This window comes from Citrobacter sp. MGH105 (assembly GCF_001037485.2).
GTDB lineage: Bacteria > Pseudomonadota > Gammaproteobacteria > Enterobacterales > Enterobacteriaceae > Citrobacter > Citrobacter portucalensis.
In genome coordinates this window covers 3,031,768-3,052,929 of the sequence record NZ_CP073048.1, presented here as the reverse complement: position 1 = coordinate 3,052,929, position 21,162 = coordinate 3,031,768, and the positions used below count along the sequence as shown (strand labels likewise).

Genomic DNA, 21,162 nt, shown 5'->3' with positions numbered 1-21,162 from the left:
TGACAGAAACCGCCTTCGGGCGGTTTTTTTATGGAGGAATTATGGCAGTACTTATCTCTGGAGTGCTCAGAGACGGGGCCGGCAAACCGGTTCAGAGCTGCACTATTCAGCTGAGTGCCAGGAAAACCAGCCCGACCGTTGTGGTTGAGGTGACTTCATACTCTATTACAGGAGCGGACGGTCACTACAGCATTGAGGCTGAGCCGGGTTATTACAGTGTGTCACTGTTGCGGGAAGGTTTTCCTCCCTCAGTGGCCGGCGATATTTATGTGGCCCCGACCGATGCGCCGGATACCCTGAATGCGTTTCTCGATGCGCCAAAGGATGCAGACCTGCGTCCGGAGGTGATGAAACGTTTTGAGGAAATGGTAAACCGCGTTGTGGATTTGAGCGGTGCAACAGAGAAGGATCGGAAACTCGCTGAACAGGCCGCACAGTCAGCAGCGCAGAGCAATGATGCGGCAGCATTGTCTGCAATGGCTGCAACAGAGTCACAGCGCCAGGCGGCACTCTCTGCGGATGCTGCTGATGATTCTGCCCGGTCTGCTGCAGATAATGCCCGACAGACAGCGCAGAACGTTCTGGCCAGCAGTGTAGATGCTGACAGTGCGGCAAAGTCGGCACAGACAGCGACGGAACAGACCGGAAAGGCAAAGATCGCCGCTGATGCGGCACAGAAAGCGCAGCAGGAGGCAGGCGCTTCGGCACAGTCTGCAGCGGGGAGTGCCGGAAGTGCATCTGCGTCAGCACAAACAGCGGGTGAGCATGCCGGTAATGCAGCCGCATCTGAAACCTCAGTGCGTGAAAACGTCCTCACGGCTATACAGGCTGCAGAACAGGGGGATAACAGCGCTGCAGCTGCAGCGCTAAGTGAACAGCATGCCAGGGAGTTCTGTGAAAAGGCTGCTAAATCAGAGACTGAGGCAGCAGGCAGTGCACAATCGGCTTCCTTAAGTGAAGCATCAGCATTGCAGGCTGCGAAAACTGCTGAGAATCAACAAAATGCAGCCACTGAGAGTGCCACTCGCGCAGAGCAGGCCAGAGATGAGGCCCTGACGCTGCGCGATGAAGCTCAGGAAGACGCCCTGAATGCCCGGAACAGCGCACAGGCTGCTGCTGCCAGTGAGAAAGAAAGTGGACAGGCAAGGGATGAAGCACAGCTCCTTGCTGAACAGGCAAGGAGTGCAGCCTCAAAAGCCGCCGCTGAGACCATTAAAGAGATACAGGAAAGTGAAGACCTCAGTGGTCCGCCAGGCCCGCAGGGGCCAGAAGGTGCAAAAGGTGAAAAGGGTGATACCGGATTAACGGGGGCAACAGGACCAACTGGCCCTGTGGGTCCGCAGGGACCGGCAGGCGCAAAAGGCGAAAAAGGGGACAAGGGTGATTCCGGGTTAACGGGGGCAACAGGACCAACTGGCCCTGTAGGTCCGCAGGGGCCGGCAGGGGCAAAAGGTGACAAGGGTGATACCGGATTAACGGGACCCACAGGACCAACTGGCCCTGTGGGTCCGCAGGGACTGGCAGGCGCAAAAGGCGAAAAAGGGGACAAGGGAGATATCGGATTAACGGGGGCAACAGGACCAACTGGACCTGTAGGTCCACAGGGGCCGGCGGGTGCAAAAGGTGACAAGGGTGATATCGGGTTAACGGGAGCAACAGGACCAACTGGCCCTGTAGGGCCTCAGGGACCAGCAGGCGTACCAGCAGGTGCTCTTCATGCTGTAGGTACGTTTGCGCTGGCATATATGCCAGCGCCTGGAGGGAGAGGTACTAATCCAGGTACAAGTTATTCGGGGGGAAGTTTAATAGCGTGTGGAATTATCAGCAACAGCGACGCTAAAGCGTCGTTTTGTATTACGGGTAGTAGTGGCAAATATACTTTGCCGGGTACATGGCGTTCGTGTGGAATTGCATCGAGTTCTTCTGAAGGTCTGGCTGGGACTAATTTGGGTTACTATGCAGGCATTTTTCAGCGAATCTCATAAAAGGAGATTGTATGAACATTGAGGTCATTCAGGCTCCTGAGTGGGCGAATAAAGAACATACAGCGATTAATTGTAGTGTTAAATTTGCAGAGTTTGATGAGTTCCTGCCGTTCACTGCATGCCCGAATGATTTTGAGGAGCATGGGCGCCGTATCTACAGCGAGCTTGAATCAGGAAAGTATGGACCTGTCGCCCCTTTTATTGTGACTGACAAGATGGTGGAGGATTTACGAAATCAGAAACTGGCTGAAATCAGCAACTGGCGGGATGTTCAGGAAAACGCCAACATTATTTTTGAACTGGACAATCGCCGGTGGGATGGAGGCAAAGTATCGCAGGAGCGTCTTGCACCCGTGGTTATGGCTGGTAGAACAGGAAAGTTACCTGAGGGATTTTTCTGGACCGATGCGGATAACCACGACGTTCCCGTAAATTTTGCGTTCCTGCAACAACTGGAGGCAGCGATGATGCAGGCAATGGTAGTGCACGGCTTCAGTATTCACGAACGGCAGAGGCAGATGAAATCGGAGGTAGCGTTACTTACAGATGTTAATGCCATTGCTGAATATCCAGTTGGCTGGAGTGAGAGGAAGTAATGTGCTGGTTCACCTTTCTAAATGTCTAAATTGTATTAACTTAGATCTGACATGACACAGCTATGGCACAGACCTGAACCTAGTCTGATAGGCAGGTCTGTGCCAGAAGCGGACCTGTCGTGGTTTGAAAAGCCTCCTCGTGAAGTGGCCAGCTTTTATCGACCATTTCAGTTAGAGTTTATTCCGGCGTAGTTCGTAGTATATTGAGAGTATTCTTTGTTATCAGGTGTTCTGTATGTCCTATTCCATCGGTGAATTTGCGCGGGTTTGCGGAATAACCCCCACGACGCTGCGTGCCTGGCAACGTCGTTATGGACTTCTCAAACCACAGCGTACAGATGGTGGGCACCGGCTGTATAGCGATGACGATATCCAGCTGGCGCTTAAAATTCTCGACTGGGTGAAAAAAGGTGTACCGATAAGCCAGGTAAAACCGCTGCTGGCCCGCCCTGATGCGCGGCGAACGAATAACTGGCTATCTCTGCAAGAGAGTATGCTGCAGCGCCTGAACGAAGGGAAAATTGAATCTCTGCGCCAGCTTATTTATGACGCTGGCCGCGAGTATCCTCGCCCTGAACTGGTGAGTGAGGTATTGCGCCCTCTGCGAAGCCAGGTCTCGGCCAACGTGCCGGCTATCATGACGCTGCGTGAAATCCTCGATGGTATTATCATCTCTTACACCTCGTTTTGCCTGGAAAGGGATAAGCGTGCGCCGGGTGATAACTACCTGATTACAGGCTGGCATCTTACCGACCCCTGCGAGATCTGGCTTGAAGCGCTTGGTCGCACTGGACAAGGACATCGCATTGATGTGCTTCCTGTAGCGCCCGCGATGCTCGCGCCTGAAATTTTCCCCGAGCGAAAATGGCTGTTGGTTACGTCCGGCAAACTCACCGCAGCACGTAAAAAACAGATAGACCTCTGGCAACAACAGGTCAACTTCCTCGAAGTGATCCCGCTTTAATCTTCAGTCATTACCGTTCCTGTGAGTCGATTAGCCACTGCCTTAGTGGATCCCAGATAATCTCGCTCAAAAAAATAAAACTTAATTCATTGAATTAAATGTGTTTATAAAAATTACCCAGCCAAAACTTGGACAAAACAAAGTGTTTGTGTAAGTTTTAATTATGCCACATACGTGTTGTGGTCCACATAAGGGTAAGAGCTATGCGCGCGCAGCCATCCGTTATTAACAGGTTTGTGGATTACTACGCCAGTCTGGATCGCCAGCCCGCCGCCGCACTTGCCGGGTTGTACGACGAGCACGCGGTACTTGTCGATCCCTTCGGGGAACATAACGGGCTGTTTGCCATCCAGCGCTATTTCTCGCATCTGCTGGGGAATGTGAACACCTGCCGTTTTGCCATTGGTCCTCCGCTGTGTGAGAGCGGACGGTTTGCCGTGACGTGGACCATGTACTGGTCGCATCCGCGTATTGCTGGCGGAGAATTACGATCCTTGCCGGGATGTTCAATGGTCGGGACGCATAACGAGAAGATTGTTCGCCAGCGTGATTATTACGATGCCGGAGAGATGCTTTATGAGCATCTGCCGCTGTTGGGCTGGGCCGTCCGCGGCGATAAAAGGAGGGTGCGCGCATGATGACAGTCCTCATTACTGGCGCAAGTTCCGGGATTGGTGCCGGGCTCGCAAAGTCATGGGCCGATGACGGCTGTCACGTGATTGCCTGTGGCCGCAATCCAGAAAGGCTGGAACAGCTGCGCCAATCCCACGCCAATGTCACAGTACGCCTGTTCGATATGACAGACAAAGACGCCTGTCGCCAGGAGCTGGCGGACTGCAAACCCGAACTGGTTATTCTCTGCGCCGGAACCTGCGAATATCTCGACCACGGCTGGATAGATGCCGAGAAGGTTGAACGGGTGATGGCGACGAATTATCTGGGCCCCATCAACTGCCTGGAAGCGCTTCAGACGCAGCTAACCTCCGGTAGCCGCGTGGTGCTGGTCAGTTCGATGGCCCACTGGATGCCGTTTCCTCGGGCTGAAGCCTATGGCGCGTCTAAAGCGGCGCTAACCTGGTTTGCTAACAGTTTGCGTCTGGACTGGGAGCCGAAAGGTGTCGCCGTGACTGTCGTTTCGCCAGGATTTGTCGATACCCCGCTTACCCGTAAAAACGATTTTCCTATGCCCGGTCAGGTAAGTGTAGAGCAGGCGGTGAAGGCGATTCGTCATGGCCTGGCGAAAGGGAAAAACCATATTGCCTTTCCGTCGGGTTTTGGCGTGTTGCTGCGTGTGTTGGGCGGGCTACCTGAGCGTCTCCAGCGCGCGTTACTGCGCAGGATGGTGCGTTCATGAAAATAGCTATCATTGGCAGTGGGATTGCCGGATTAACCTGCGCCTGGCGTCTGGCCGGACACCATCAGGTGACGCTTTTTGAAGCGGCGTCGACCCCTGGCGGCCATACTGCGACAGTGGATGTGGCGACTCCGCACGGGAGTTTCGCGATTGATAGCGGCTTTATCGTCTATAACGACCGAACCTATCCGCGTTTTATGGGCTTGCTGAGCGAACTCGGCATTCAGGGGCAAAAAACGCAGATGAGCTTCTCGGTGCATAATCCGCAAAGCGGTATGGAGTATAGCGGTCATACGCTGACTTCATTGTTTGCCCAACGTCGAAACCTGGTCAACCCCGCATATTGGGGAATGCTGAAAGAGATTGTCCGTTTTAATCGTCTGGCGAAACAGGCATTAAATGAGACCGATGTGAACGCGACGCTTCAGACTTTCCTCGACCAGCACCACTTCAGTGTGTTCTTTGCGCGGCATTATATTTTGCCGATGGGCGCGGCCATATGGTCATCTTCACTTCAGGAGATGCGCCGTTTTCCACTGGCGCTGTTCTTACGGTTCTTTGAGCACCATGGCTTGTTGGATATCTGGCATCGACCGCAATGGTATGTGGTGCCGGGCGGATCGCGCGAATACATTCGTGTCATGCTGGCGAAGCTGGGCGATCGTCTGAAATTGCACCTCAATTCACCTGTTCAGCAGGTTATTCGCTACGACAGCGGCGTGAAAATACAATTGGCAGGATCAATACAGACATTTGATCAGGTGATCTTCGCCTGCCATTCCTCGCAGGCTCTGGCTGTACTTGAGGATGCGACCCCTGCAGAACGCGACGTGCTGGGCGCAATTGACTGGCAACGTAACGAGGTTGTGTTGCACTGCGATCGCCGCTGGTTACCGGTATGCGAACGCGCTTGGGCAAGCTGGAATTACCGCCTGAGTGAGCAAGATAGGGCCCGCGCTTGCGTCACCTATAACATGAATATTCTCCAGGGATTACCTGAAGGAAGCCCGCTATTTTGCGTGACCCTCAATCCGGACATCCCCATCGACGACCGCTTCGTCTGGCGACGCTTTGTTTACGAGCATCCGTTGTTTAACCCTGAAAGCTGGCGGGCGCAGGCGCGTCGCGCTGAGATCAACGGTCAGCATCGGAGCTGGTTCTGCGGTGCTTACTGGTACAACGGTTTTCACGAAGATGGCGTACGCAGTGCGCTGGATGTGGTACACGGCATTGCTGCAGGAGAGGGGAGCTAAGATGAACAGCTGCCTGTACCACGGCGTATTACGCCACCGACGCCTTCAGCCGACCACGCACCAGTTTACTTATCAGGTGTTTATGGCTTGGCTCGATCTGGACGAGCTCGCTCAGCTTCCGGGCGTGGGCGTGAAACGTAATCGCTTCGCTGCAACTACTTTTCATGATGCCGATTACCCGCTGGGAACCCCGTTAAAAGAGAACGTACTGAATCAGCTTGCCAGCCTGACAGGCGAGCGTCCTGAAGGTCGCGTGATGCTCCTGACGCAGTTGCGCTATTTCGGTTTTCATTTTAATCCGGTCAATTTTTACTACTGCTATGACCGCGCGCAGATCCTGCGCTGGGTGCTGGCGGAGGTCCGCAATACGCCGTGGAATGAGCGTCATTACTACGCCGTAGATGCGCAGGAAAAGCGACCACTGGAAAAAGCGTTCCATGTATCGCCGTTTAATCCGATGGATATGGTCTATCACTGGCGATTTAACTCGCCGGGTAAAACGCTGCATATGCATATCGAAAACCATCAGGCAGAGAAAATTTCTGATGCCACCCTGATGCTCAAACGCGAGCCGTTGACGCCGGCAAGTTTACGCACGTTGCTGCGACGACTGCCGATGATGACGCTGAAAACGGTGTCAGCGATTTATTGGCAGGCGCTACGACTGTGGCTCAAGCGAGTCCCTCTCTACAATCATCCCGTGAGCAGGAGTGAACGATCATGATCGATCCCACCTTTGCGCTTGAACCCGATATTCCGCGCAACCTGCGTGTTGCGCGTTGGTTCCTTTTTCGTATGCTGAGCGGCCTTCGTCAGGGTTCAGTCACGGTGCGGGAAGGGGCCCAGGTCTTTCATTTTGGTGATGTTTCGGCTGAATTACGCGCCGACGTACATATTGTTTCGCCCACGGTGTATTGGCGGGTGTTGACGGGGGGAAGTCTTGCAGCGGCAGAGTCCTGGATGGATGGAGAGTGGGAAACGCAGCAGCTCACTACGTTATTGCAAATATTTGCGCTCAACAGCACCCTGCTGGGGCGGCTGGAAAGTGGATTTCGCCTGCTTGGCCGACCCGTTGAGCGTTTACGTCATTGGACGCGCCGCAACCATCGGCAACAGGCAAAAGAAAACATTGCCGCGCATTACGATCTCGGCAATGCCTTTTACGCGCACTTTCTGGATGAGGATTTACTCTATTCCAGCGCCTTGTTCACCTGCCCCGAGCAGTCGTTAGCGCAGGCTCAGCAGGCCAAAATGGCGCGACTTTGCGAACAGCTGGCGCTGACCGCGAATGATCATCTGTTGGAAATTGGGACCGGCTGGGGAGCGATGGCGGAATACGCCGCGCGTCATTACGGATGTCGGGTGACCACCACGACCCTGTCGCAGGAGCAGTTTGCCTGGGCGAAAGCGCGCATTGCCCGCGCTGGTTTACAGGAGAGAGTCACCGTATTGCTCTGCGACTACCGCGACCTGACCGGGGAATTCGACAAACTGGTATCAGTTGAAATGATCGAAGCGGTGGGGCAGCGCTATCTGCCGACGTTTTTCCGTACGTGTCAGGCGCGCCTGCGCCCTGGGGGCAAAATGGCGCTTCAGGCGATTACCATTCAGGATCAGCGCTTTCGCGATTACAGCAAAAGCGTCGATTTTATTCAGCGCTATATCTTTCCGGGAGGTTTTTTACCCAGCATCACCGCGATGAGTGGGCTGATGACAAAGCACACTGACTTTGTGGTTCGCAACCTGTTCGATATGGGGCCCGACTACGCCCGGACCCTTGCGCACTGGCGACAAGGATTTGTTCACTGTTGGCATGAAATTGAAAAGCTGGGCTTTGATGAGCGTTTTCGCCGTATGTGGTTGTACTACTTCGGTTACTGCGAAGCAGGTTTTAACGCCCGTACAATCAGTGTGGTGCAACTGACGGCGGAGCGTCCATGAACCGCCATTTACAGGTCTTTCTCCTGGCTGTCGGGTTCGATTTGTACTGGTTCATGGTGGTGTTATTTCGTGAGCGCGGTCTGGTGTTATGGCTTGGTCTGGCTATTCTGGCCTGCTTCATGTTGCCTGCTGCGCAACGACTGTGCGCGTTAATGCTGACAGCTGCGGGCAGTGGTCTGGATGCGTTGTGGGCGCTGACCGGGTTGATCGATTTTCGCGGCGAAGCATTGTTGCCGTTATGGATGCTTGCGCTCTGGCTCATGTTCGCCGTCATGTGGACGCACCTCACCTGCTCGACCTCTTTGCCAGGATGGCTGCTGGTAATAATGGCCACCGGTGGAGGACCGATCGCTTATCTGATAGGAGAGCGTTTGGGTGCCATTACTTTTCTGGAGCCGACATTTATCGTGCTCGGTTTAATGGCGACGGGCTGGCTGGTGTTGATGCTGTTTTTTCATATTTTTATGGGGAAACACCAATGAAACTTGCCTTACTGATACTGCTGGGAGTAATGGCGATTGCGCCGTTTGCAGGTGCCACAGACTGGTTAAGCTGGCGGAAAGTCGGTGATGCTACGCTCACCTGGGGGCCATTCACGATCTATAACTCACAATTACGCACCCCGGATGGGCGCTATCGTGGGTTGAAAGAGGATCAGGCACTGATTATCACCTATCAGCGCAATATTGAACGGCAAGAACTGGTGGATGCTACCCGCGAACAGTGGCGAGCGCAGGGTATTTTGGCACGGGAGGCGCAGAGTGAGTCCTGGCTTCGCATGTTGGGTGAGCTATGGCCTGACGTTGCGCCGGGTACGCAACTGGTTTTTGTCTTCCAGGATAAGCAGGGGCAATTTTGGTATCGCTTGTCAGTGGCACAAAGGCATTTCATCCCGCTTGGCCCACCACAGTCGGCGGCGTTCAGCGAAAACTTTCTCGCTATCTGGCTGGGTTCCCGTACGCAATATCCTGAGCTGCGGCAGCAGCTCACTGGAGGTAATAAATGAAACGTTTATTAGCCCTAAGCTTACCGCTGATGATGCAACTTTCTGGCTGTAGCGCCGAAATTACCGAGTATCGCCAGCAGCAGCCGACGCTGGATATCTTTCAGTATTTTCAGGGAGAAACGCAAGCATGGGGGATGGTTCAGGATCGCAGCGGTAAACAGCTTCGTCGTTTCCATGTCGATATTAACGGCGATGTGGTGGGGGACACATTGACCCTCAATGAACGCTTTGTGTACGACGATGGAGAGAAGCAGCAGCGTGTGTGGCATATCCGTAAAATCAGCGCCGATCGTTACGAAGGTACTGCTGGCGATATTGAAGGCGTGGCGAAGGGGCAAACAGCGGGCAACGCGTTCAACTGGCATTACAGTATGAATGTGAAAGCCAGCGGCAGAACCTGGTTGCTGAATTTTGATGACTGGATGTACCTGCAGGATGCTAACCATTTGTTTAATAAAACTGAGATGAAGAAATTTGGCCTCACCGTCGGCACGGTGACGCTCTTCTTCTCCCGTAAAACGCACTAGCGAGGAAGACGCCATGAAAACGCAACCCATCGTTGGGATCAGCGGCTGTTTAACGGGGTCTGCCGTCCGATTTGACGGCGGGCATAAGCGGGCAGAGTTTGCGATGGTGAAACTGGCCCGTTGGGTGACTTTCCAGCCTGTTTGTCCGGAGATGGCGATAGGCTTGCCTGTCCCACGACCGGCGTTGCGCCTCGTACAAACAACTATCGGGGATATTCGCATGCGTTTTAGCCACGCACCTCACGAAGACGTTACCGACAAAATGGCTGACTTTTGTCTGAGCTATCTGTCAGGGTTGGACACACTGTCGGGTTTTATCGTCTGTGCCAAATCCCCCAGCTGTGGCATGGAACGAGTGCGTTTATATGATGAAAAAGGTAATCGCGGGCGCAAAGACGGGGTGGGAGTTTTTACAGCCGCGCTGATGGAGAAATATCCGTGGCTGCCGGTTGAAGAGGATGGACGGCTGCACGATCCGGTTCTGCGTGAAAACTTCGTCGAACGGGTTTTCGCGCTACATGAGCTCCATACGCTGTGCAAAAATGGCCTGACGCGGCGGGCGCTACTGAATTTTCATAGCCGTTATAAACTGCAATTGCTGGCTCACCATCAGGCCGGATACCGGGAAATTGGCCCATTTGTCGCATCACTGCATGAATGGGACGATCTGGAGGCTTTCTTTGCGGTCTACCGCGATAAATTAATGACAATCCTGAAGAAACCTGCCTCACGTAAAAACCACACTAACGTGCTGATGCACATTCAGGGGTACTTCCGTAATCAATTAACAATGCGCCAGCGCGGCGAGTTGCGCGAGGTTATCCTCAATTATCGCGCAGGGATACTGCCTATCCTGGCCCCGATGACGCTGCTTAAACATTATCTGGTGGAATACCCGGACGACTACCTGCTGACGCAGAATTACTTTGATCCCTATCCGCAGGATTTAGCATTGCGACTGAATGTTAATTAATCATGCCTGATAAGCTGAACCGAGCAGCATGATAATTAATGTCGTGTTCGCCCCCTTTAATTTCCGTTTAACGCTCACAGCGGACCTTCAGCTCAGTGACCTGGTCCGCTTCGTGCCAGGAGCGGACGTTGCTAACATCGTGATATATTAATTCATGGATGGCAGTCCATGGGGATAAAATTATGAAGCACGAGCTGTGGACAAATGAAGCTGGTTTAGATTTGTTTTGTCTTGCCGGTCCACTGGGAGACTCTGCTCGGAAATTGCTGGATCTGGACTACAGATTAGTGTGGACATGTGATGCAGACTCGCACCTTGAAGCAATGAAAAAATATTATACGTTCCGTAATTGGGGTGAATATCAAACTGATTTCCCTGAACAGGATAGTAAGACCTACAAAGAAATGGGATGGGAGTAAAAAGCACAAAATCCACAACCTAGCCGCTCTTATTCTCATGTCTCTACGACGTCCGCTCCTCGCTCATAGCGGACCTCATCGGCAGTAAAAGCTTTATCATCGAGGTTTGCCAGTAGTGGTAGCGTGTTGAATGTGCCGGCGGCAAAACTTGGATTTTTGGCGAAAACGCTTCTCTAAAACTAAAATCAAAATTTAGATAATCAATGAGTTGTAAAAGATAACCACTAAATGTTATTGAAAGTAAAAGCGTGATAATTTCAATTATATCAAATGGTTGCTATGATATTGGCGATATAATGCTGCGTCATATTTGCTGGATTAACTGTGAGCCCTGATTTTTCACACTCCCAACGGCACGTGTCACGGCGTGCCATATAAATTTATCAGCCGGCATGGAACCGTCGGTCGCAATTTCCGCAGCTTCTTTCCCTCCAATGTCCTGCCTCATCCACTCGCGAGCAGCATCTGGTGACAGTACCAACGGTCGCCTGTCGTGAATATCTACCAGTCCTTTATCGGCAGTAGCCGTCACTATCAGAAAACCTTCTGCTTCATCTCCACGTTCAAATGGTGTGCTGCCAATTGCCGCCATGAATATTGGCTGACCATCGGCTTGATGAATGAAGTAGGGTTGCTTCTTGTCACCTACCTTTTTCCACTCAAACCAGCCATCGGCAAAGCAAATTGCGCGACCATGTTGCCAGAGTGGTTTAAACATTCTGCTGTTAGCCGCAGTTTCAGAGCGTGCGTTAATTAGCGGTGGTTTATCCCACCACCCGGGGGCGTATCCCCAGATAACTGGATCAAGATGAAGTTTCTCGTCACGTTCGCTCAGCAGCAGAACTTTGGTGCCTGGCGCCACGTTGAATCGCCCGATCGGTTCAGGGTCATATGGGATATCACGTTCAGCTTCTTCAGCGAGCAGGGCGAGATAGTCCTCACGTGTCATTGACTGTGAAAAGCGTCCACACATAGAAACCTCCAGCCAACTGTCAGACTGAAAGTATAGGATATTGAGTAGAACGATAGGATTTGAAGCTCCACACCACCAATATTCCATTATGGCTTTTAGCTTCTCGAGGTTGCTAAATGGCAGATAGACCACTACCCATTTTTACTTTTTTGGGGCAAATTTGGGGGCAAAAATTAGCTTGGGGCATGATTTGGGGCGATGAAATGACTCATATTGCCCGCAATTGTCTAAGATGGTTTTTTATTAACTAATTGATTTTATGATAATTAACTGTATTTGCTAATTTTACAAAATCAATTTTATAGTCTAACGCTGATTATGTGGCTGTGGGGATAAACATTTAATAAACCGGGCAAAGGGATAATCTCGTGGGCAATAAAAAAGCCGGAAACGCTGATGTATTCCGGCTTACTACGATATGAACGAAATACCGGAACAGGCGCAAGCGCGCTCCGGCATCAAACAGATTACTTCAGTTCATCAACCATGGTGATGGCACGACCAATATAATTGGCAGGCGTCATTGCTTTCAGGCGAGTTTTCTCTTCTTCCGGCAGCGCCAGACCGTCGATAAACTGCTTCATACCTTCGGCGTCAACACGCTTACCGCGGGTCAGTTCTTTCAGCTTCTCGTACGGCTTTTCAATACCGTAGCGACGCATCACGGTCTGAATCGGCTCTGCCAGAACTTCCCAGTTATGATCCAGTTCATCCAGCAGATGATCGCGGTTCACTTCCAGTTTGCTCACGCCTTTCAGCGTGGACTGATACGCGATCAGCGCATAGCCAATGCCTACGCCCAGGTTACGCAAAACGGTAGAGTCAGTCAGGTCACGCTGCCAACGGGAGACCGGCAGTTTGCTTGCCAGATGCTGCAGTACCGCGTTAGACAGACCCAGGTTACCCTCGGAGTTTTCGAAATCAATAGGGTTAACTTTGTGCGGCATGGTGGAAGAGCCAATTTCACCCGCAATGGTTTTCTGTTTGAAATGGTTCAGCGCCACGTAACCCCAGACATCGCGGTCAAAGTCGATCAGGATAGTGTTGAAACGGGCGATGCAGTCAAACAGCTCGGCAATGTAGTCGTGCGGCTCAATCTGCGTGGTGTACGGGTTCCACTGGATGCCCAGCGAGGTGACAAACTCTTCGCTGAACTGATGCCAGTCAACTTCCGGGTAAGCGGCGATGTGGGCGTTATAGTTACCGACTGCACCATTGATCTTACCAAGAATTTCAACCTGGTTGAGCTGACGATACTGACGCTCCATACGGTAAGCCACGTTAGCCATTTCTTTGCCTAGCGTAGACGGGGTGGCTGGCTGACCGTGGGTACGGGAGAGCAGAGGAATATCGCGATACTGTACAGACAGATCTTTCACCGCGTCGATAAGCTTACGCCAGTATGGCAGGACCACTTCGTCGCGTGCGGTTTTCAGCATCAGCGCGTGAGACAGGTTGTTGATGTCTTCTGAGGTACACGCAAAGTGGATAAATTCGGAAACGGCATGCAGTTCCGGGATATCCGCCACTTTCTCTTTCAGGAAATACTCAACTGCCTTCACATCATGGTTGGTCGTACGCTCAATGGTTTTGATGCGCGCAGCATCTTCTTCATTGAAGTTAGCGACGATCGCATCAAGGAAACCGATTGCGTCGGCAGCAAAAGCAGGAACTTCCTTGATCGCTGCGTGCGCGGCCAGTTTTTGCAGCCAGCGTACTTCAACCTGTACACGGAATTTCAGCAAACCGTATTCGCTGAAAATCCCGCGCAGCGCGCTGACTTTATCGCCGTAGCGTCCATCGACAGGGGAAACGGCGGTCAGTGAGGATAATTCCATAGATCACAACTCCGGGGTTAAATGAGCAAGAATTTGTTTTGCCTGAGTCGTCAGGCGATTACGAGAAAACATGAGTTGCAGACGGCCTCCACCAACCTGATGCCAGAGCACGGCAGCACGGATGCCAGCCAGCAGCGAAGCGCGTACTTTAGCCTGTACCTGTGGACTCTGAAGGATGGCCGGGGAACCCGTGACCTGAATACGCGGGCCGAGTGGGCTGATGACGTCAACATAAATGCCAGCCATCGCACTCATCAACGTTTCTGACTGCAAATCAAAATGGTCCAGCTGGCGCTGCAAGCCGCTAATACGGTCTCCCAGCGTGTCCATAGCGCCCTTGGCCGCTGACAGCTTACGCTCCAGCACCATCAGGCTTAGCGTATAGCGGGTGAGTTCCGCGTTCAATCCCTGACGACTGCTGGCGTTCAGCACGCCAAGCAGCGTTTCAAGGCCAAGACGCAGGTTGGCTTCGCTGCCGCCAAACACGCCCAGCGTAGAGCTGGGATTCATGTCGATGACACTGTTCAGTGAAACGTGTAATGCATCGGCATCACAATGCCCCTGGTGCGCCAGTTCCTGCACCAGGCGTGCCGACTGACAAATGCCTGCCAGGGCGAGGGTGATGTCATAATAATTCTTTGCCACGTTCACTGCTTCCTTGTATCAAATGTGTAAGTAATTATACCGGCAGAGGCAATCGTTGTTCGATAATGCCGCCGCCGAGGCACACTTCGCCATTGTAAAAGACAGCCGACTGACCCGGCGTGACCGCCGCGACTGGCTCGTCGAAAATGACTTCAATACGCTCAGCATCCAGTGCCTTAACGGTGCACGGAATGTCGGTCTGACGATAGCGGGTTTTCACCGTACAGCGCATGGTGCCGGTGAACGGTTCGCGATCGACCCAATGCAGCTGTTGCGCCACCAGGCCAACGGACATCAGACGTGGATGTTCATGCCCCTGAGCGACAACCAGAATGTTGTTCTCAACGTCTTTATCCACCACATACCATGGATCTTCTGTCCCTTCTTTCGTTCCGCCAATACCCAGACCTTTACGCTGACCTAAAGTGTGGTACATCAGCCCCTGGTGCTGGCCAATCTCTTCGCCGTCAACGGTGATGATTTTGCCAGGCTGAGCGGGCAGGTAGCGACCAAGAAATTCACGGAACTTACGTTCGCCGATGAAGCAGATACCCGTGGAGTCTTTTTTCTTGGCCGTAATCAGACCGAGATCTTCGGCAATTTTACGCACCTGCGGTTTTTCCAGTTCACCGACCGGGAACAGGCTTTGTGCGATTTGCTCATGGCCGAGCGTATAGAGGAAATAACTCTGGTCTTTATTGCCATCGAGCCCACGCAGCAGGCGGCTTTTGCCGTCGACATCCGCGCGACGCACGTAGTGACCGGTGGCGATGTAATCGGCACCTAAATCTTCGGCGGCAAACTCAAGGAAGGCTTTAAACTTAATTTCTTTATTGCACAGAATATCCGGGTTTGGCGTACGGCCCGCTTTGTACTCTTCAAGGAACAATTCAAAGACGTTGTCCCAGTATTCTGCGGCAAAGTTGACGGTATGCAGTTCAATGCCGAGTTTGTCACAGACAGCCTGCGCATCCGCAAGGTCGGCGGCCGCTGTGCAGTATTCCTCGCCATCGTCCTCTTCCCAGTTCTTCATGAACAGGCCTTCTACCTGATAGCCCTGTTGTTGTAACAGCCAGGCAGAAACGGAGGAATCGACACCGCCGGACATGCCGACGATCACTTTTTTTGGGCTTTCAGACATAGGAATACTCACGACATTGAACTTCAAGGCGGCATATTCTAGCACGCAGCCCTTTACTTGACACCCTCTGTAAACAGCCAGTTAAATTCGCCGATCATGGCCAGTGGGTAGCGATGTCCGCTCTGATAACAGCGAATACTCTCTGCAACCAACGGCGAACGCAGGTTTGGCGCAGAGAAAATCTCTTCTGCGCTGACCCAACGACAGCAATCTATATCGCTGTCATGAGGTTCTGTAGCGCACATATTGGCAAGCTCAATAGAGAAAAGAAAACGCAAAAAGGGCGTTCTGTCCGGTGCAATCCATTGATGCATACGAATGAAATGCTGCGGCTGCGCTTTAATGCCCGTTTCTTCCCACAGTTCGCGTGCTGCGGCTTGCACCAACGTTTCATCGGCTTCCAGGTGTCCTGCAGGTTGATTCCACAAGGCTTTGCCATTGATCGTTTCTTCAACGACTAAGAATTTATCTTCTGCATGCACAATGCAGGCGACCGTGACGTGCGGTTTGAACATATTTTCCCCTTATTCCTCAGCAAATCCTTCGGCAACATCTGGCCAGCTAATTTCGCCGCTGGCCTTGTCGATACTAATATAAGCCACAGGAGGCGACGTTTGTGGGTCGGCCCCTCCACGGCACAATGCGGTTTGATGATCCTCGCGCACGATAATCTCAATGGCCTTTTTAGCATTCCAGCTTTCATAAAAAATACATTGGTGGTCGTGACGTAGCCCAAGGGTGGCGACTCTCGTTGCCTTTTCTGTCGACAGCGGGTTGATGTCGTCGCGATAGTGGTCACCGCTGTTTATAGCCTGTAACTGCGACTTTTTTAACCAGCTGCGTATGATTTGGCGATCGGTGGTGTAATAGACCGCTTCCATAAAATCATCGTTGGATTGTTCTTGTACAGAGACGAGGTCGCCGGGCACTAAAAATACGGACGGGCTGCGACACTGTTCGGTTGGCATCGCATAGAACCATGCGCGGGTGTCTCCTGTTACCTGATAGTGGTTTGCGGAGGAGGAGGGTAAGAACCCGCGCTGCGACATCGCTTTATTTGCCCATGTCTGGCAAGACGCGCTTACTGCAAGCGGACTGGATAACGGCGTTAATCCATCTACCGAGACCCAGCCGGTGGCGAAGGCTCCTTTAGCGTCCCGATAACGTACGTAACGATAAGGCTCATCTTTGGAAAGCATGCCCGTGCTTTTGTAGCGCTGTGAACTCCTGAGTACCTCGACGGTGTCGCCATTGACCATGAACGCGGGGAGTTGACACTCTGTTGCTGGTGCAGAATAGAAATGCAGGCGTGAGTCGGTTTTTACTTTGGCAGACTCATAAAGGTAGTTTGCCTCTCCTGCTGCTGTTCCGGCAATCGTCTCACAGTCCAGTTTTGCTGAACAAAACGGTGACACGCCGAGCAGGATGAATGCTGCAAAAAGCTGCTTATCCATTTTTTTTCATTCTTCCCTGTTAACACTCACGTTAAACCGTATGGTTACGATTTCAGTTCCCGCCACTCGCCGTTAGCAAGATTTTCCAGCGTGTAATCCCCCATGGCATAGCGGATGAGGCGCAGCGTAGGAAATCCAACATGCGCTGTCATACGACGTACCTGACGGTTGCGACCTTCATATAAGGTAACTTTCAACCAGCTGGTGGGAATGTTTTTCCGTTCCCGAATTGGCGGATTTCTCGGCCACAGCCATACGGGTTCCTCTACTACTTCAATGCCTGCGGGTAGCGTGGGGCCATCATTGAGCGTTACTCCGTTACGCAGGGCGTCCAGCGCTTCTGCTGTCGGCTCACCTTCAACCTGGACGTAATAAATTTTCCCGGTACGCTTACCGGGTTGCGTTAACCGCGCCTGCAGCGCGCCGTCATTGGTCAGCACCAAAAGCCCTTCGCTGTCCCGGTCGAGTCGGCCCGCCGCATAAATTCCCGGCACGGGAATAAAATCTTTTAATGTGCTTCTGCCAGCCTCGTCAGTAAATTGCGGCAAAACATCGTAGGGTTTATTGAACAAAACCACGCGTTTTGGCTGGTTTTCTTTACGCTGCTTAGTGACTTGTCGTGAGCTGAATCGCTCAACCCGGTGATTTCTAAAAGAAGTTTTTTGCATGGTATTTTCAGATTATATCAATTGCCGCATTATAGCCTAAGAACGAGTGTCTTTCATGGCGGCGAACAATAGGGTAGTATTGACACGCTCATTACAAATCATTAACAAAAAGTTGCTCTAACGCATCCGTGTAGCAGGACGCAAACGCACATGCAGCGTGATGACAGACGAGCAGAACCAGAAGCGCTCGAAGGAGAGGTGAATGGAAAGCAAAGTAGTTGTTCCGGCGGAAGGTAAGAAGATCACCCTGCAAAACGGCAAACTCAACGTTCCTGAAAATCCGATTATCCCGTTCATTGAAGGCGACGGTATCGGCGTTGATGTAACCCCACCGATGATCAAAGTTGTCGATGCTGCTGTCGAGAAAGCCTATAAAGGCGAGCGTAAAATCTCCTGGATGGAAATCTACACCGGCGAGAAATCCACTCAGGTTTATGGCCAGGACGTCTGGCTGCCTGCTGAAACCTTAGATCTGATTCGTGAATATCGTGTTGCCATTAAAGGCCCTCTGACCACTCCTGTTGGCGGCGGTATTCGCTCTCTGAACGTAGCTCTGCGTCAGGAACTTGACCTGTATGTCTGCCTGCGTCCGGTGCGTTATTATCAGGGCACACCAAGCCCGGTTAAACACCCTGAACTGACCGACATGGTCATCTTCCGCGAAAACTCCGAAGACATCTACGCGGGTATTGAGTGGAAAGCTGACTCTGCCGATGCTGAGAAAGTGATTAAATTCCTGCGCGAAGAGATGGGCGTGAAGAAAATCCGCTTCCCGGAACATTGCGGCATTGGTATCAAACCGTGTTCTGAAGAAGGGACTAAACGTCTGGTGCGTGCAGCGATTGAATACGCCATCGCCAACGATCGTGATTCAGTTACCCTGGTACACAAAGGCAACATCATGAAGTTCACCGAAGGCGCGTTCAAAGACTGGGGTTACCAGTTAGCGCGTGAAGAATTCGGTGGTGAACTGATCGACGGCGGTCCATGGGTGAAAATCAAGAACCCGAAAACCGGTAAAGAGATCGTGGTTAAGGACGTTATCGCCGATGCGTTCCTGCAACAGATCCTGCTGCGCCCGGCTGAGTATGATGTGATTGCCTGTATGAACCTGAACGGTGACTACATCTCCGATGCGTTGGCCGCACAGGTTGGTGGTATTGGTATCGCGCCGGGTGCAAACATCGGTGACGAATGCGCTCTGTTCGAAGCAACCCACGGTACTGCACCGAAGTATGCAGGTCAGGATAAAGTGAACCCAGGTTCCATCATTCTGTCTGCTGAAATGATGCTGCGCCATATGGGTTGGACCGAAGCGGCTGATTTAATTGTTAAAGGTATGGAAGGCGCAATCAACGCCAAGACCGTAACTTATGACTTCGAACGTCTGATGGACGGCGCTAAGCTGCTGAAATGTTCAGAGTTCGGTGACGCGATTATCGAAAACATGTAATCCAGACCTTGGGTTGTATGAGAACGGGAGCCGAGAGGTTCCCGTTTTTTTACCTGCAAAATGCTTTCCTGGCGCTCATACTATTAAACTCATTTAAATAGCACTGAAGATCAAATTTTTATCTTTGCCATTACAATTTTATTTTTTGATAAAAATATCCATGGCTGTCAATATTTCTTTATTTAACTCTATTCGGGTATAAGAACTAACTATAATTGAGTGGTGTTTGTATCTTATTGATTATCAGATGGGAAATAATCATTTTAACAATAAGGAAAATATCGGAAATATGTAAAAGGAAGAAGCGTTTTAAGATTTTTACTCTAATTTTAAATCCATTTTTATCAGCGTGTTATGACAGTTGATTATTCTGAATATTAGTAATGTCCAAAAAAGAACATTTTCTCCGATTGATGTTTTTTTACCTTTCTGTTTTTCTGTTGGCAACATGCTTGAGAAATAAAACTCAAAGCATGATTCCTTATTATGTGTGTTACTTACTATTAGTTGATGATGAAAATGGTTATTAAAATGCTAAGTTTAAAAACAGGTTTAGTGGCTGTTACATTATGTTTTGCTATGACGGTTTATGCAGGAGAAAGCGTAGTCACCGGCGGTTATGTACATACCCGGACAGATGGACAGAACCTTAATGGTTTTAACGCTAAATATGGTTATACCCCAGATGAGAGTGATTTTGGTGTTATGACATCCTTAACCATTTCAGCAAATGACGATAATGATATAGATCGTGGTTATGGTTCTGCATTAGTCGGCGCAAGTTATAAAGTAAATGATGTGGTAAAACCTTATGTAATGGCGGGTATTGGGAGAGGTGCGATCAAAGCTAATGGTGAAACTGACACTTCTACAGGTTTTGCCTATGGCGCTGGTATTCAGTTTATCCCCATTGCAGGTTTCACTGTTGATGCAGGCTATGAAGGTTATAAGGTCTTTGGCGCACAAGCTAATAGTATTGTAGTCGGCGCCGGCTGGACATTCTAAGGTTATTTATATGAATAAATTAATGATAATATTGGGTGCGTTTTCTGCTGTTTCCTTGATGTCTGGTTGTGTATCAGAAGAACAACGCTTAGCAAAGTGCGAAGCGAAGGGAATTAGCCGTGATGTTTGTTATCACGAAGAAAAAGAATATTGGAATAATTACAGTGCTAATATGAGTCGACTGCAGGCCGCTAATACACAAGCGGATGCTTTCAAAGAGGCTATGAGTGATCACAAGAAACATAAGCATTATGATGACGATTAATATTTAAGAACACGCACATACGGTCTTGAGTGCTTATGTTCTTGATATTTTAATCATTTATTAATTATTCAAATGGTTATGCTCAGGCATCACTCTCAAAAGCGTATTATCCTTCTGTATATAGTGATGAAATAATGCAGCGCCGGCATGGGCTGCAATTAGAAAGTAGCAGATATCGGCGAGCTGACTTCCCCCCAAAGCCAGAGTTTTTTATGATAACCATGGCCTTACTTTGGTTTGAGAAAAACGCTTCGTCTGCTGTGTGCAATTATTCTTTTGCTGAAAGTTTGTACGGAAATACATGCAGAGCGTTGGCTGCGATGGGATAAACGCCCAGGCCTTCTGTTCTGGCTTTGATTTCCTCGAAAGAGAGTGAAGGGGAGGGTTCTCGTCCACCCCACAGATTAATGCCTTCAGGAACATCATCCCGCCTGTACTCCTCGGCGATCTCGATGGTTCCGCCACTATTCAATTCGACGACAACGCTTTTTCCGTCAACAGGAATCAGGTTCCCGTCATTGTCAGTGATAAAGATTTTCATTTGATTACCTCTTATTAGTGCATTCCTATGATAGCAAAATTGGATGAGGTGCAACGCCGGTTTTGTACTGCAAATTTCAGTAATGATTTTATCGATGAATTAGTAAGTTACGTTGTTATTGAGGAAATGTGACTAGACGCATGGCGACTTTTGTTTCTGTC

Annotated in this window: 24 protein-coding genes and 1 pseudogene; 16 read left to right on the top strand and 9 right to left on the bottom strand. The window is 50.9% G+C overall.

Features of this window, described 5'->3' with window-relative positions; all coding sequences use genetic code 11:
* The first annotated feature begins 41 nt into the window (after positions 1 to 41).
* The 13 genes from SK35_RS27070 to SK35_RS14590 all read left to right on the top strand — a co-directional run bounded on the left by SK35_RS27070 (position 42) and on the right by SK35_RS14590 (position 11,018).
* Complete coding sequence (locus SK35_RS27070; protein ID WP_048214397.1) at positions 42 to 1,985, top strand: prophage tail fiber N-terminal domain-containing protein; 1,944 nt, start codon at positions 42 to 44, stop codon at positions 1,983 to 1,985.
* 11 nt (positions 1,986 to 1,996) lie between these two features.
* A complete protein-coding gene (locus tag SK35_RS14645; RefSeq protein ID WP_044700540.1) occupies positions 1,997 to 2,581 on the top strand; it encodes a DUF4376 domain-containing protein in 585 nt (194 codons plus the stop codon).
* A 235-nt stretch (positions 2,582 to 2,816) separates the two neighbouring features.
* A complete protein-coding gene (locus tag SK35_RS14640) occupies positions 2,817 to 3,545 on the top strand; it encodes a MerR family transcriptional regulator (RefSeq protein WP_044700539.1) in 729 nt (242 codons plus the stop codon).
* A gap of 203 nt (positions 3,546 to 3,748) precedes the next feature.
* Entirely contained in the window at positions 3,749 to 4,183 is a 435-nt protein-coding gene (locus SK35_RS14635) for a nuclear transport factor 2 family protein (RefSeq protein WP_048214396.1), read from the top strand.
* Positions 4,180 to 4,899, top strand: a complete 720-nt coding sequence (locus SK35_RS14630; protein WP_044700533.1) for an SDR family NAD(P)-dependent oxidoreductase — start codon at positions 4,180 to 4,182, stop codon at positions 4,897 to 4,899. Before SK35_RS14635 ends, SK35_RS14630 begins: the two co-directional genes overlap by 4 nt.
* Positions 4,896 to 6,152: an NAD(P)/FAD-dependent oxidoreductase gene (locus SK35_RS14625; RefSeq protein ID WP_044700531.1), complete on the top strand. Its 1,257-nt coding sequence runs from the start codon at positions 4,896 to 4,898 to the stop codon at positions 6,150 to 6,152. The genes SK35_RS14630 and SK35_RS14625 overlap by 4 nt, the downstream gene beginning before the upstream one ends.
* Before the next feature lies 1 nt (position 6,153).
* Positions 6,154 to 6,876 carry a DUF1365 domain-containing protein gene (locus SK35_RS14620; RefSeq protein WP_044700528.1) on the top strand — a complete coding sequence of 241 codons (723 nt, stop codon included), beginning with the start codon at positions 6,154 to 6,156 and terminating at the stop codon, positions 6,874 to 6,876.
* Positions 6,873 to 8,093 (top strand): SAM-dependent methyltransferase, encoded by a 1,221-nt coding sequence (locus tag SK35_RS14615; RefSeq protein WP_044700526.1) that lies wholly within the window; start codon positions 6,873 to 6,875, stop codon positions 8,091 to 8,093. The genes SK35_RS14620 and SK35_RS14615 overlap by 4 nt, the downstream gene beginning before the upstream one ends.
* Entirely contained in the window at positions 8,090 to 8,575 is a 486-nt protein-coding gene (locus SK35_RS14610) for a DUF2878 domain-containing protein (protein ID WP_044700524.1), read from the top strand. Before SK35_RS14615 ends, SK35_RS14610 begins: the two co-directional genes overlap by 4 nt.
* Positions 8,572 to 9,099 carry a hypothetical protein gene (locus SK35_RS14605; RefSeq protein WP_044700522.1) on the top strand — a complete coding sequence of 176 codons (528 nt, stop codon included), beginning with the start codon at positions 8,572 to 8,574 and terminating at the stop codon, positions 9,097 to 9,099. The genes SK35_RS14610 and SK35_RS14605 overlap by 4 nt, the downstream gene beginning before the upstream one ends.
* The gene (locus SK35_RS14600) at positions 9,096 to 9,626 is read left to right on the top strand and encodes a DUF3833 domain-containing protein (protein ID WP_044700520.1); all 531 of its coding nucleotides are present in this window, start codon (positions 9,096 to 9,098) and stop codon (positions 9,624 to 9,626) included. The genes SK35_RS14605 and SK35_RS14600 overlap by 4 nt, the downstream gene beginning before the upstream one ends.
* A gap of 13 nt (positions 9,627 to 9,639) precedes the next feature.
* Positions 9,640 to 10,599 carry a YbgA family protein gene (locus tag SK35_RS14595; RefSeq protein WP_046670535.1) on the top strand — a complete coding sequence of 320 codons (960 nt, stop codon included), beginning with the start codon at positions 9,640 to 9,642 and terminating at the stop codon, positions 10,597 to 10,599.
* 182 nt (positions 10,600 to 10,781) lie between these two features.
* Entirely contained in the window at positions 10,782 to 11,018 is a 237-nt protein-coding gene (locus SK35_RS14590; RefSeq protein WP_044702835.1) for a hypothetical protein, read from the top strand.
* A gap of 304 nt (positions 11,019 to 11,322) precedes the next feature.
* Here the strand turns inward: SK35_RS14590 and SK35_RS14585 are convergent, their stop codons facing one another.
* From SK35_RS14585 to rluE, 7 genes are all read right to left on the bottom strand, one after another.
* Positions 11,323 to 11,991, bottom strand: coding sequence for an SOS response-associated peptidase (locus SK35_RS14585; protein WP_048214395.1), 669 nt, complete (start codon positions 11,989 to 11,991; stop codon positions 11,323 to 11,325).
* A 467-nt stretch (positions 11,992 to 12,458) separates the two neighbouring features.
* The gene (gene purB, locus SK35_RS14580; protein WP_003832400.1) at positions 12,459 to 13,829 is read right to left on the bottom strand and encodes an adenylosuccinate lyase; all 1,371 of its coding nucleotides are present in this window, start codon (positions 13,827 to 13,829) and stop codon (positions 12,459 to 12,461) included.
* A 3-nt stretch (positions 13,830 to 13,832) separates the two neighbouring features.
* The gene (gene hflD, locus SK35_RS14575; protein WP_003832401.1) at positions 13,833 to 14,474 is read right to left on the bottom strand and encodes a high frequency lysogenization protein HflD; all 642 of its coding nucleotides are present in this window, start codon (positions 14,472 to 14,474) and stop codon (positions 13,833 to 13,835) included.
* A 34-nt stretch (positions 14,475 to 14,508) separates the two neighbouring features.
* The gene (mnmA, locus tag SK35_RS14570) at positions 14,509 to 15,615 is read right to left on the bottom strand and encodes a tRNA 2-thiouridine(34) synthase MnmA (protein WP_003832402.1); all 1,107 of its coding nucleotides are present in this window, start codon (positions 15,613 to 15,615) and stop codon (positions 14,509 to 14,511) included.
* 53 nt (positions 15,616 to 15,668) lie between these two features.
* Positions 15,669 to 16,130: an NUDIX hydrolase gene (locus SK35_RS14565; protein ID WP_048214394.1), complete on the bottom strand. Its 462-nt coding sequence runs from the start codon at positions 16,128 to 16,130 to the stop codon at positions 15,669 to 15,671.
* A gap of 9 nt (positions 16,131 to 16,139) precedes the next feature.
* On the bottom strand, positions 16,140 to 17,069 hold the full coding sequence (locus SK35_RS14560) for a hypothetical protein (RefSeq protein ID WP_053071019.1): 930 nt from the start codon (positions 17,067 to 17,069) through the stop codon (positions 16,140 to 16,142).
* A 44-nt stretch (positions 17,070 to 17,113) separates the two neighbouring features.
* A complete protein-coding gene (gene rluE / locus SK35_RS14555; protein ID WP_003832405.1) occupies positions 17,114 to 17,737 on the bottom strand; it encodes a 23S rRNA pseudouridine(2457) synthase RluE in 624 nt (207 codons plus the stop codon).
* Between the two features lie 202 nt (positions 17,738 to 17,939).
* Between rluE and icd the strand changes: the two genes are divergently transcribed.
* From icd to SK35_RS14540, 3 genes are all read left to right on the top strand, one after another.
* Entirely contained in the window at positions 17,940 to 19,190 is a 1,251-nt protein-coding gene (gene icd, locus SK35_RS14550; RefSeq protein WP_003841892.1) for an NADP-dependent isocitrate dehydrogenase, read from the top strand.
* A gap of 519 nt (positions 19,191 to 19,709) precedes the next feature.
* Positions 19,710 to 20,195, top strand: coding sequence for an outer membrane beta-barrel protein (locus SK35_RS14545; protein WP_048216325.1), 486 nt, complete (start codon positions 19,710 to 19,712; stop codon positions 20,193 to 20,195).
* A gap of 10 nt (positions 20,196 to 20,205) precedes the next feature.
* Positions 20,206 to 20,460 (top strand): hypothetical protein, encoded by a 255-nt coding sequence (locus SK35_RS14540; protein ID WP_048214393.1) that lies wholly within the window; start codon positions 20,206 to 20,208, stop codon positions 20,458 to 20,460.
* A gap of 60 nt (positions 20,461 to 20,520) precedes the next feature.
* Here SK35_RS14540 and SK35_RS14535 read toward each other — a convergent pair.
* Positions 20,521 to 20,640, bottom strand: a pseudogene (locus SK35_RS14535) (cytochrome b); the annotation flags it as partial.
* 88 nt (positions 20,641 to 20,728) lie between these two features.
* On the bottom strand, positions 20,729 to 21,001 hold the full coding sequence (locus tag SK35_RS14530) for a hypothetical protein (RefSeq protein WP_048214392.1): 273 nt from the start codon (positions 20,999 to 21,001) through the stop codon (positions 20,729 to 20,731).
* Positions 21,002 to 21,162 lie beyond the last annotated feature (161 nt).